We start from the raw sequence: 13169 nt of genomic DNA on the forward strand, positions 1-13169 counted from the left end.
TTATTTAAAATTGGCTTTTTCGTTAATTTTAGTTAAAAAAGAAAAGAAAAAGCGCCATTTTTAGCTAAAAATAGCGCTTTTTTGTATATTGGGACTTTATGAAGAATCGAAAAAAATATCATCTTTCTATTATTGATTTATCAGTTCTAAAAAATCAAATTCTTTTATTTATTTCTTCTGTTTTCTAATTTGTTTAGAAACATTGCTTTATAACAAACATTATTTAAGAGCGTTTTTTCTCTTTAAAAAAATCATTTAATTAATAAAAAAAATCAAAAATTATATATGAGACAACTTAAAATTGTAAAACAAGTAACCAATCGCGACGCAAAATCTTTAGAAAAATATTTTCAAGAAATTAGTAAAATTGGGTTAATTACTGCTGATGAAGAAGTAGAATTGGCTTTAAAAATTAAAAAAGGAGATGAAAAAGCATTAAATACACTTGTGAGCGCAAATTTAAGATTTGTTGTATCTGTTGCGAAACAGTATCAAGGACAGGGCTTAAAATTATCTGACTTAATTAATGAAGGCAATTTAGGTTTGGTAAAGGCTGCAAAACGTTTTGATGAAACCAGAGGTTTTAAGTTTATTTCTTATGCTGTTTGGTGGATTCGTCAATCTATAATGTCTGCACTTGCAGAACAATCTCGAATTGTACGTTTGCCATTAAATAAAATTGGAAGCATTAGTAAAATTAAAAAAATATATGCCAGATTAGAGCAAGACGAACAACGCATGCCAACACATAAAGAAATTGCGAAGCAATTAGATATGACTGAAACTGAAGTTGCACAATCTTTAAGAAATTCTAGAAGACATGTTTCTATGGACGCTCCTTTTAAAGAAGGTGAAGATGCTAATTTATACAACGTATTGCAGTATGATGAATCTCCAAAACCCGATAAAAATTTAATGAACCAATCTTTATCTATAGAAATAGACAGAGCTTTGGATACTTTGTCTTTAAAAGAAGCCAAGGTTATTAAAATGTTTTATGGAATTGGAAATGAAACTGCTTCTAGTTTATCGGAAATTGGTGAAAAATTCGATTTATCGAGAGAACGTGTTCGTCAGGTAAAACAACGCGCTTTAAATCGTTTAAAATCAAAATCTAAAGGACACATGTTAAGAACATATTTAGGCTAAAACATAAAACAGGCTGTCACAAAAGTAAATTTAACTGTTATTTTGAGCATTACTAAAATTAAAATATATTTTGATTGAAAGTAGCTACCGAAGTTATCGAAAAATCTAAAATACTAAAATTCGATAAATAAGATTTCTCCATTACAGTCGAAATGACAAAATTACAGTCGAAATGACAAATTTTTATACTTTCGAGACAGCTTCTTTTAATATTCGATTTTACCAACTATAAAGCTTACAAAAGATTTTGCTTTGTGCACAAAGGGTTTTTATCATTAACTTTTGGGTAGCTTAATTTAGCTAATTTTCTTTTTTCCACTGGTTATAACCACCAGAAACATTTATTACATTATACCCTTTTTCTTTTAAAATCTTGCATGCTTTACCACTTCTGTTGCCACTTCTACAAATCAAATAAACGGGTTTTAACTTGTTTAACTGCTGTGTTACTTTTTTAGCAAAATCATTATCGAAATAATTGGCAAACATGGCCGTTTTAATAGAGCCTTCTTTTATTTCTTTTGGAGATCTAACGTCCATTAATTGAATATTTTCTTTTGCTAAAAGTGCTTTTAATTCTTTTGTAGAAATTGTTTTAATTTCTTCTTGAGTATCGCAACTAGAAAAAAATATTCCAACTAAAATCCAAAAGACATATTTTTTCATTTTACTTATTTTAAAGTCGAAGAACAAACTTTATCTGTTTTTTCTATGCTAGTTTTTTTAATAGCTGCATACCCTCCTGCAACATCAATTACATTATGGTATCCTCTTGCTTTTAAAATTGAAGCTGCAATTACAGAACGATATCCTCCTGCACAATGCACATAAAAATCTCCTTTTTTAGGAAATTCAGAAATATGAGAATTTAAGAAATCTAAGGGTGTATTTGCGGCAACTTTTATATGTTCACTTGCAAATTCTCCTGGTTTTCTTACATCAAAAACAGGAATATTTTCTTTTATTTTTTCTTCTAAAGTATTCGCAGAAATCGACTCTAAAGTGTCTATTTCTTTGCCTGCATTTTTCCAAGCTTTAAAACTTCCTTCTAAATAACCTATTACGTTATCGAAACCAACTCTCGATAAACGGGTAATTACTTCTTCTTCTCTACCATTTTCACAAACCAATAAAATAGGCTGCTTAATGTCTTTAATTAATGCACCCACCCAAGGTGCAAAACCACCATCGATTCCTATAAAAATAGATTGAGGAATAAAACCTTTTATAAATTCTGTTTGATGTCTTACATCTAAAACAACAGCGTTTGTTTCGTTTGCAGCAATTTCAAATTCTTTAACAGACAAAGGTCTTGTGCTTTTTTCAATTACATCTTCGATGTCTTTGTAGCCTTCTTTGTTCAGTTTTACATTTAAAGGAAAATAAGCTGGTGGTGGTAATAAACCTTCTGTAACTTCTTTTATAAATTCCTCTTTTGTCATGTCTGCTCTTAGTGCATAATTGTTTTTTTTCTGCTCGCCAATCGTGCCCACAGTTTCTTTGCTTAAATTTTTTCCACAGGCAGAACCTGCTCCATGAGCAGGATATACAATAACATCGTCTGCTAAAGGCATTATTTTATTTCGCAAACTATCAAATAAATATCCAGCTAAATCGTCTTGTGTAATGTCTCCTTTTTGTGCCAAATCTGGTCTTCCTACATCTCCTAAAAACAAGGTATCTCCACTAAAAATTGCGTGGTCTTTTCCGTTTTTGTCTTTTAACAAATAACAAGAACTTTCCATAGTATGGCCAGGTGTATGCAGTAAGGTTATGGTAATTTCTCCTACTTTAAAAACCTGATTATCTTTTGCAATAATGGCATCGAAATTTGTTTTAGCTGTGGGACCAAAAACAATTTTTGCCTGTGTTTTTTCTGCTAAAGTTACGTGTCCGCTTACAAAATCTGCATGAAAATGCGTTTCGAAAATATATTTTATTTTCGCATTATTTTTATTTGCTTTATCGATGTAATCTTGCACTTCTCTTAACGGATCTATAATCGCAACTTCTCCATTACTTTCGATATAATAAGCACCTTGTGCTAAGCAACCTGTATAAATTTGTTCTATAATCATGTTCTTCTCTATTTTTATTACAAAGCTCTAAATAACAATAGAAATACAATTTTTCCAATGATATTTGTCAGCTATTTTATTTTTATTCGTAAGCTTGATGAATGTATTTTGCGTACTTTTCTTGATGTGCTCTGTCTCCTGTTTTATAGTAAATAACGGCATCGTTATCTCTCATAAAAAAATGATTCAAATCAATTATTTTTAACAATCCGCCTCTAAAAAGCGAATCTCTAACTGGGCCTTTAACACCCGAAAAATAAAAGGCTACACCTTTTTTTGATAGTATTTAATTCTTTCTTTAAGCATTTCTACCCCTGTACTGTCTATTCTATTAATACTTTCTGCATCAATTACAATCAACTTTAAATGGTCTCCTTTTTTTAAAGCCATTGCATCTAAATTGTCTCTAAAATAACTCGAATTTGCATAAAATAATTGCGCATCGAATCTAAAAACCAATATATCGTCTTCGATAATTACTTCTTTAAAACGGTTTTTATTTCTATAAAAATTAGAGTTTGGCACTTTGCCTAACTCTGTAAAGTAAGGTCTTGAGGTTCTAAAAATTAAAATAATTAGCGATAAACCTACTCCTACAATAATACCATATTCGATACCAAAAAATAAGGTTGATAAAAAAGTAGCAATCATTAACCAGAAATCTAAGTTATTTGCTTTCCATAAAAAGGTGGCTTCTTTAAAGTTAATTAAACCAAAAACAGCTACAATTATTATGGCTGCTAAAACTGTTTTGGGTAAAAAGTAAAAAAATGGCGTTAAAAAAAGTAAGGTAATAATTACCATTACTACAGAAATTAATGCTGCCATTCCTGTTTTTGCACCACTTTCTTGATTGATGGCAGAACGTGAAAAACTTGATGTTGTAGGATAGGCTTTAAACAAAGAACCTACGATGTTACTTAACCCTAAAGCAATTAATTCTTGATTGGGTCTTACGCGATATTCTTCTTGTTTTGCTTCTAAAGATTTTCCTATTGAAATGGTTTCTAAGTAACCAACCATTACCAAGGTTAATGCAATTGGTAATAATTCTCTTATTTGTTCTACATCGAAAGTAGGAATACTAAAGCTTGGTAAGCCAGAGGGAATGTCTTTTACAATAGCTACATTATTCATAGAATCTCCAAAGAATTTCGTTATTAAAATTCCAAAAACAACTACAATTAAAGCATTGGGTATTTTTTTATTTATTTTTCTAAAAAAAATAATTACTGCTACAGAAATTAATCCGATAATGGTTGTATGCAAATTAAATGTTGAAACTTGTAACCAAATATCTTCTAAAATTATATGTACTTGATCGCTTTGTACAAAATCTACTCCTAGCAAGTTTCGAAATTGATTGAGTCCAATTATCAATGCAACTGCAGATGTAAATCCTGTAATTACGGGTTTAGAGAGGAAATTTACAATAAACCCTAAACTAAAAATACCCATTATAAATTGAATAGTTCCTACCAATAATGCTAATAGAATGGCTATGGAAATGTAACTTTCGGAACCTGCTAATGCCAATGTAGAAACTCCTGTTGCAACAATTAAAGAATCCATAGCTACAGGACCTATTGCGACTTGCCTTGAGGAGCCAAAAATGGCATACATTACCTGTGGAACTAAGGCACAGTATAAGCCGTAAATAGGTGGTAAACCTGCAATTAATGCATACGCAATTCCTTGCGGAATTAGAATAATACCTACAGTAATGCCCGCAATTAAATCGCCCTTAAAAAGCGATTTATTATAGTTTGGCAACCATTCTAAAATTGGGATTACTTTTTTTATATTCATAAATCAGAACAAAGAAAATAGAATTAAGAACAAAGACTCCAACTCAAAATCTATTATCTCTATTTTATGTATTACTAAATTATATTTTATCAGAAAATCAATCTATTTTCTTGTTTCTTGTTTCTTAGACTAAAACAATTCTCCTTGACTTCTACCTTTAATTCTTCCTAAATGTTTGTATGCCAATTCTGTAACTTCTCTTCCTCTTGGCGTACGCATTATAAATCCTTGCTGAATTAAAAAGGGTTCATATACTTCTTCAATTGTTTCTGTGTTTTCAGAAACAGCTGTTGCTATTGTACTTAATCCTACTGGGCCTCCTTTAAATTTATCGATAATGGTCATTAAAATTTTATTGTCCATTTCATCCAAACCATGGGCATCTACATTTAGTGCTTTTAATGCATATTTTGCAATTTCAATAGTAATGTTTCCATTACCTTTAATTTGCGCAAAATCGCGTACTCTTCTTAATAATGCGTTTGCAATTCTTGGTGTTCCTCTACTTCTTCCAGCAATTTCGATTGCACCTTCCATGGAAATAGGAACTCCTAAAATATTTGCACTTCTTTGAATAATTGTGGTTAAAAGTTCTGTTGAATAATAATGCAATCGGCTATTTATTCCAAAACGAGCTCTCATTGGAGCTGTTAACAATCCTGATCTTGTTGTGGCGCCAACTAAGGTAAATGGTTCTAAATTGATTTGAACGGTTCTGGCATTTGGTCCAGATTCAATCATAATATCAATTTTATAATCTTCCATTGCAGAGTATAAATATTCTTCTACAATAGGGCTTAATCGATGGATTTCATCAATAAAAAGCACATCTCGTTCATCTAAATTGGTTAATAAACCAGCCAAATCTCCTGGTTTGTCTAAAACGGGGCCAGAAGTTATTTTAATACCAACTTCTAACTCGTTTGCTAAAATATGTGCTAAGGTAGTTTTTCCTAAACCTGGAGGACCATGAAACAAAGTGTGGTCTAAAGCTTCGCCTCTTTGATTGGCTGCTTCTACGAAAATTTTTAAATTATCAATTGCTTGATCTTGCCCTGAGAAATCATCAAACGAAAGCGGACGTAGTTTTTTTTCTACGTCTAATTCTTCATTTGTGTAATTATCGTTTTTGGGATTTAAGTTTTCGTTCATAAAAACAAAGATAATAGAATTTAAGATGATAAAATAATGTTCTATAAAGCAAAAAACCTTTCCAAAGTTGGAAAGGTTTTTTATTGTTTTATTTTTATTTATGATGGCTCTTCTCCATCTAATAAAGGTGTTGTTTGTAACACGAAGTCTTTGCCATGTAAATAATCGCTATCATCGTCGTTTGGATCTACACGCTTACTGTAATCGTACGCCCATCTGTGTACTTCTGGTAATTTACCAGGCCAGTTTCCATGAATGTGTTCTACTGGAGTTGTCCATTCTAACGTATTTGAGTTCCAAGGGTTTTGTGTTGCCTTTTTACCTCTGTAAATAGAGATAAAAAAGTTTGCTAAAAATATAATTTGAGCCAAACCACCAACCAATGCAAAAATGGTAATTACTACATTAATATCGGCTAAATCGTCGAACATTGGAAAGTTTGTGTTGGTATAGTATCTTCTTGGCAACCCAGCTAATCCAATAAAATGCATTGGCCAAAAAACTCCGTAAGCACAAATTATGCTTATCCAAAAGTGCCAATATCCCATGGTTTTATTCATCATTCTACCATACATTTTTGGAAACCAGTGATACACACCAGCAAACATTCCAAAAATTGCAGAAACTCCCATCACTAGGTGGAAATGCGCTACTACAAAATAGGTGTCGTGAATATTTATATCTAATGCAGAATCTCCTAAAACCAACCCTGTTAAACCTCCTGTTACAAATGTTGATACCAATCCTATTGAAAATAACATTGCAGGGTTTAATTGTAAATTTCCTTTCCAAAGTGTGGTTACATAGTTAAATGCTTTTACTGCAGATGGAATTGCAATTAATAGTGTTGTAAATGTAAATACAGATCCTAAGAATGGGTTCATTCCTGAGATAAACATATGGTGCCCCCAAACAATTGTCGATAAAAATGCAATTGCCATGATAGAACCAATCATTGCTCTATAGCCAAAAATTGGTTTTCTGGAGTTTGTAGAGATTATTTCTGAAGTAATACCTAATGCTGGTAATAATACAATATATACTTCTGGATGACCTAAGAACCAAAATAAGTGTTCGAATAATACTGGAGAACCACCTTGGTAATGCAATACTTCACCAGAAATAAATATGTCTGATAGGTAGAAAGAGGTTCCAAAGCTTCTATCAAAAATTAATAATAATGCTGCAGATAATAATACTGGGAAAGAAACTACACCAATAATTGCAGTAATAAAAAATGCCCAAATTGTTAGTGGCAATCTTGTCATTTTCATTCCTTTAGTACGCAAGTTAAATACGGTAACGATATAATTTAAAGATCCTATTAAAGAGGAAGCAATAAATATTGCCATCGAAACCAACCATAAGGTCATACCTGCTCCAGAACCTGGAATTGCTTGTGGTAATGCACTTAAAGGAGGGTAAATTGTCCAACCTGCAGATGCTGGTCCAGCTTCTACAAATAAAGAAATAACCATTACAATACTAGAGATAAAGAATAACCAGTAAGAAATCATATTTAAAAAACCAGAGGCCATATCTCTGGCTCCAATTTGCAATGGAATTAATAAGTTCGAAAAAGTACCGCTTAAACCTGCAGTAAGTACAAAAAACACCATTATTGTACCATGGATTGTTACCAATGCTAAGTACATATCTGGGTTCATAATTCCATCTGTTTGATGTGGTCCTAAAAATGCTTCAATAATTGAAAACGATTTTTCTGGCCAAGCAATTTGCATACGGAATAACATAGACATTAATACCCCTATAATTCCCATAAACATACCAGTTACCAAGAACTGCTTAGAAATCATTTTATGGTCTTGAGTAAAAATATATTTTGTTACAAATGTTTCTTTATGATGATGATCTGACATAATCTTATTATTTGTAGTGTCTTTTTTAAACTAATTTATTTAATAACTTCTGCTAATGTTGGTTGCTCTGCAATCCACTTTTCGTATTCTTCTGGTTCTACAACCGTAATTTTCATTTGCATGTTGTAGTGAGAAGCTCCACAAATTTTGTTACACAACAACAAATAATCAAATACATAAGGGTCTTCTCCTTTTGCTCTTCTTATTTTATTAATTCCATTGGTTTTTTCGATAACCTCTGGTTGTTGTCTCATTTCTTCTGTGGTGTATTTTGGTGTGAAACCAAATTCTGTAACCATTCCTGGAACACAATTCATTTGGGCTCTAAAGTGTGGCATGTAAGCAGAGTGTAAAACGTCTTGCGAACGAAATTTAAAATGAACTTTTCTACCTTTTGGTAAATACAATTCTGTTACTTGTTTATCGTCGGCAGCGTTTTTATCTGTCATATCTACACCTAAAATGTTGATACCTTTTATGTAGTTTACGTTTCCTAAACCTAGTGTATTGTCTTCTCCTGCATAACGTGCATCCCATCGAAATTGTTGCGAATAGACTTCAATAACGATTGCCTCATCATCAGATAAATCCATAACATTGTTCCATTGCCACAAACCATAACCAATTAAACCCACCAAAACAATGGCTGGAGTAATTGTCCAGATAAATTCTAATTTATGGCTATCTGCATAGAATTTTGCTTTTCTATCTTTACTTCCTCTATATTTAAAAGTGAAATAAAAGATAAGAAATTGCATGATAAATTGTACAATTCCAATTAACCAAAAGGTAATGTTGAATAAATTATCGTCGTGTTCTCCTTCAATAGAGGCAGATTCTGGTAGCATTATTACGTTCATGAAAATTAAACAGTAGATCATCATAGCATATAAAAAAGCCATAAAACCAATAGCAAATTTTCCTTGAGCAGCATTATCATTATCGTTGGCAATAGAACTTCTAAAGTTCATAATTCTGGTAATTTGCCAAACACTTACACCGATTGCAACACCTATAAAAATATAAAATAGAGCTAGCATATTTATCTTGTCTTAATTTTTAATTAATTATTTATTAATGATGATCTGCGGATCCTTCTCCTTTGTGTTCTATATTATAATAGTGAAAATGTTCACTTTCTTGCAAGAACGGATTTCCTAATGGTACAGCGTTTGCTTTTGCAAATGCACTAAATACTGTATATATAAATATTCCTAAGAAAAATAATAGTGCACTAATTTCTGGTATTCCAAAAAACCATTGACCACCAACTGTTGCAGGCATTACCATAATAAATACATCTACATAATGACCGCCTAATATTACAATACCTCCAATAATAACAAACCAAGGAACACTCTTAAAGTCGCTATTTAATAATAACAATACTGGAAACACAAAGTTCATAACAACCATTCCTAAAAACGGCAATTTGTATTCGTTAAATCTTGCTAAGAAATATGTAGTTTCTTCTGGAATATCTGCATACCAAATTAGCATAAACTGTGCGAACCATAAGTATGTCCAAAATACCGAGAAACCAAACATAAATTTTGCTAAGTCGTGAATATGGCTATCGTTAACTTTTGGCAAAGCTCCTTTTGAACGTAAATAAATGGTTACAAAAGCAATAATCGTTAAAGCGCTTACCAGTAATGTCGCCAAAACATACCAGCCAAATAATGTTGAGAACCAGTGTGGGTCTAATCCCATAATCCAGTCCCAAGACATCATAGATTCTGTAATCATAAAAATGAATAAGAATATTACAGAGGCATTATAGTTTTTCTTGTAGGTTTTAAATCCGTCGTTTGCAGTATCTTCTGCAATAGAATTTCTTCTAATAAACCATCTATATAAATTCCAAAGTAATAAATATACAACACTTCTTATTGCCCATCCAGGAACATTCATCCACCAAGATTTACCATCTACAATAGCATCGTAATTTTCGCTTGTAGGATCAAATGTACCAGGTGTCATCCAAGAAAACATATGGTTATAGTGCCCTACTGTTAGGCCTATAAAAACCAACATTAAAATAGATACTGGAACTAAATTTGCGGTAATTGCTTCCATTACTCTAAATAAAACAATAGACCAACCAGATTGTGCTACTCTTTGTGCAGCATAAAATGCCAATACTAATAAAGTAGTACCTAAGAAAAAGAATAAGGCTACATAAAAAGCAGACCAAGGTCTGTTTTGTAATTGGTGTAAAACGTGCTCTGCATGAGAATCGTCTCCATGAGCTCCATGAGCACTCATTTCTTTATCTATATTTCCAGTACCTGCATGAGAACCGCTTGTATCGTGTTCTTTAGTTGCTGAATGGCTTTTAACAACTTTATCATGAGACGTGCCATGAGTATTTCCATGAGATTGATTGGCTATAATTTCTTTAGCACTCTCAACGGTCATTTGAGATCCACTATAAAAGCTAAATGCAATACCTAAAGCTCCTAATACGATTAGTGCTAAAGAGAATATTTTTAATTTACCTGAGAATTGATACATATCTTTCGTATTCTTTCTTTTTGTAATTTATTTTAACAAATCTGCACGTAATGCTTCCACATATTGTACCACTTGCCAACGTTCTTTGTATGTTAATTGAGATGAGTGTGACCCCATTAAGTTTTTACCATGCATAATTACGTGGTATATACTCCCTTCTGTAATATCTCTATCTTTGTAGTTGGGTATTCCAGCAAATTTATCTGCTTCTACCAAATATCCATTTCCATCTCCTTTTTTACCATGGCAAGATGCACAGTAAATAGTGTACATTGCTTTTCCATTTTCTAAGTTTTCTTTTGTCTTTTCTAATGGATTTTTAAGCTCTGTTTTGGCTTGCTCATATCCTTCAGTTGTATCTGGTATATCGTATGCTGGAGCTCCACCTCTTGGAATTGTACCAGCCACTGGTTTCGAATTAACAGGGTTTCCATTTAAACCGTTTGCGGCGTCTGCATTGTAAGGTACAGATTCATACATATCTGGCATAAATTGTACTTGTGGTGTTCTTTTATTGCCACAAGACATAAAACTTGCGACAACTACTAAAGCGATAATTAATTTAAAATTCTTCATTATCTATATATTAGTGCTTGTCTACTATATTAATTTCTACAGCTCCTGTGTTTGTTAACAATTCTGTTAATTCAGCTTCGTTATTATGAACAGGTATTTCCATTAAAAAATGATCGTCTGTAGTTCGTGGGTCTGGATTTTCTGCTTCTTTAAATGGCCAAATTCTGCTTCTCATATAAAAAGTAATTACCATTAAGTGGGCTGCAAAAAACACCGTTAATTCGAACATAATTGGCACAAAAGCGGGCATGTTTGCCCACCAAGTAAAGTTTGGTTTACCACCAATGTCTTGTGGCCAATCGTTAATCATAATATAATTTGTTAACCAAATTGCGACTGATAAACCTGTAATTCCGTAAAGAAACGCAGTAATGGCCAATCTTGTTGGTGCTAAGCCCATTGCTTTGTCTAATCCATGAACTGGAAAAGGGCAAAATACTTCTTCTATATGATGGTGTTTTGCCTTTACAGCTTTTACTGCATCTAACAAAACTTCGTCATCGGTATAAAACGCGTGAATAACTTTTGATAATTCCATAATTATTCTTTTATATTTTTATCTGAAGAATCAACTTCAATAATTTTCTTTTCAGCAATAACAACTGTTGGTTTTGTTGGAATACCTTGTGCTAATCTCTTCTTGTAAAATTCACCAGAAGATTTTAAGATGGTTTTCACTTCTGCTTGTGCAATTACTGGGAATGTTCTTGCATATAATAAAAACAATACAAAGAAGAATCCAATGGTTCCAATAAAAATACCTACATCTACAAACGTTGGCTCAAAACGCCACCAAGTAGATGGTAAATGACCTTTACTTAACACAATCGCAATAATATCGAAACGCTCAAACCACATACCAATATTAATAAATATCGATATGATAAAAGACCATATAAAACTTCTTCTAATTTTCTTAAACCAAAGTAACTGTGGTGTTAAAATGTTAAAGAATAATAGTGAATAAAATGCCCATGCGTAAGGTCCTGTTGCTGCACCTACTGATAAATAGGTGTAGTTTTCGTAAGGCGATCCTGTGTACCAAGCTATAAAAAATTCTGTTGCGTAAGCTACTGCTACAATTCCACCAGTTAGAATAATTACAATGTTCATATATTCTACGTGTAAACGTGTAATATATTCTTCCATATTAGTAACCTTTCTCATAATACCTAATAATGTTTGTACCATTGCAAATCCTGAAAAGATTGCCCCAGCTACGAAATAAGGTGGAAAAATTGTTGAGTGCCAACCTGGGTTGATAGAAGTAGCAAAGTCCATAGATACAATTGTATGTACAGAAAGTACTAATGGTGTTGCTAAACCAGCCAATACCAAAGATACTTCTTCGAAACGTTGCCAATCTTTTGCTCTACCAGACCAACCGAATGATAATAAAGCATAAATTTTCTTTTGAAAAGGTTTTACAGCTCTATCACGAATCATTGCAAAATCTGGCAATAAACCTGTCCACCAGAAAACTAACGATACAGATAAATAGGTTGAAATTGCAAATACATCCCATAATAATGGCGAGTTAAAGTTTACCCAAAGAGAGCCAAACTGATTTGGAATTGGCATTACCCAATATCCATTCCATGGACGTCCCATGTGAATAATTGGAAACAATCCTGCCTGAAAAACGGCAAAAATTGTCATTGCTTCTGCAGAACGGTTAATGGCCATTCTCCATTTTTGACGGAATAATAAAAGTACTGCAGAAATTAATGTTCCTGCGTGACCAATACCAACCCACCATACAAAGTTGGTAATATCCCAAGCCCAACCGATGTTCTTGTTTAATCCCCAAACTCCAATACCTGTTCCAACTGTGTAAAAGATACATCCAAATCCCCAAAGCATTGCTGCTAAAGAAATATAAAATGCCATGTACCAATTCTTATTTGCTTTACCTTCTATAGGTTTTGCAATGTCTTCGGTAATATCGTGATAACTTTTATCACCTAATACTAAAGGTTCCCTTATGGGTGCTTCGTAATGAGACATA

At 32.5% G+C, this 13169-nt stretch carries 11 protein-coding genes; 1 reads left to right on the forward strand and 10 read right to left on the reverse strand.

The window, feature by feature from the left end:
- Positions 1 to 285 precede the first annotated feature (285 nt).
- On the forward strand, positions 286 to 1149 hold the full coding sequence (locus tag JL193_RS06530; protein ID WP_207973018.1) for a sigma-70 family RNA polymerase sigma factor: 864 nt from the start codon (positions 286 to 288) through the stop codon (positions 1147 to 1149).
- A gap of 300 nt (positions 1150 to 1449) precedes the next feature.
- Here JL193_RS06530 and JL193_RS06535 read toward each other — a convergent pair whose 3' ends face one another.
- The 10 genes from JL193_RS06535 to nrfD form a co-directional block, all read right to left on the reverse strand.
- Positions 1450 to 1815, reverse strand: a complete 366-nt coding sequence (locus tag JL193_RS06535) for a rhodanese-like domain-containing protein (protein ID WP_207973019.1) — start codon at positions 1813 to 1815, stop codon at positions 1450 to 1452.
- Between the two features lie 5 nt (positions 1816 to 1820).
- Positions 1821 to 3227: an MBL fold metallo-hydrolase gene (locus JL193_RS06540; protein WP_207973020.1), complete on the reverse strand. Its 1407-nt coding sequence runs from the start codon at positions 3225 to 3227 to the stop codon at positions 1821 to 1823.
- Between the two features lie 264 nt (positions 3228 to 3491).
- Positions 3492 to 5036 carry a SulP family inorganic anion transporter gene (locus tag JL193_RS06545; RefSeq protein ID WP_243456858.1) on the reverse strand — a complete coding sequence of 515 codons (1545 nt, stop codon included), beginning with the start codon at positions 5034 to 5036 and terminating at the stop codon, positions 3492 to 3494.
- Positions 5037 to 5165: 129 nt separating this feature from the next.
- Positions 5166 to 6188, reverse strand: a complete 1023-nt coding sequence (gene ruvB, locus JL193_RS06550; protein ID WP_207973021.1) for a Holliday junction branch migration DNA helicase RuvB — start codon at positions 6186 to 6188, stop codon at positions 5166 to 5168.
- 98 nt (positions 6189 to 6286) lie between these two features.
- Entirely contained in the window at positions 6287 to 8068 is a 1782-nt protein-coding gene (locus JL193_RS06555; protein ID WP_207973022.1) for a cytochrome c oxidase subunit I, read from the reverse strand.
- 35 nt (positions 8069 to 8103) lie between these two features.
- Positions 8104 to 9108: a cytochrome c oxidase subunit II gene (locus JL193_RS06560; protein WP_207973023.1), complete on the reverse strand. Its 1005-nt coding sequence runs from the start codon at positions 9106 to 9108 to the stop codon at positions 8104 to 8106.
- 34 nt (positions 9109 to 9142) lie between these two features.
- On the reverse strand, positions 9143 to 10585 hold the full coding sequence (locus JL193_RS06565) for a quinol:cytochrome C oxidoreductase (protein ID WP_207973024.1): 1443 nt from the start codon (positions 10583 to 10585) through the stop codon (positions 9143 to 9145).
- 27 nt (positions 10586 to 10612) lie between these two features.
- The gene (locus tag JL193_RS06570; RefSeq protein ID WP_207973025.1) at positions 10613 to 11161 is read right to left on the reverse strand and encodes a c-type cytochrome; all 549 of its coding nucleotides are present in this window, start codon (positions 11159 to 11161) and stop codon (positions 10613 to 10615) included.
- Positions 11162 to 11171: 10 nt separating this feature from the next.
- Positions 11172 to 11699 (reverse strand): DUF3341 domain-containing protein, encoded by a 528-nt coding sequence (locus tag JL193_RS06575; protein WP_207973026.1) that lies wholly within the window; start codon positions 11697 to 11699, stop codon positions 11172 to 11174.
- A 2-nt stretch (positions 11700 to 11701) separates the two neighbouring features.
- Complete coding sequence (gene nrfD, locus JL193_RS06580) at positions 11702 to 13168, reverse strand: NrfD/PsrC family molybdoenzyme membrane anchor subunit (RefSeq protein ID WP_207973027.1); 1467 nt, start codon at positions 13166 to 13168, stop codon at positions 11702 to 11704.
- Position 13169: the final 1 nt, after the last annotated feature.

Source organism: Polaribacter batillariae, assembly GCF_017498485.1.
GTDB lineage: Bacteria > Bacteroidota > Bacteroidia > Flavobacteriales > Flavobacteriaceae > Polaribacter > Polaribacter batillariae.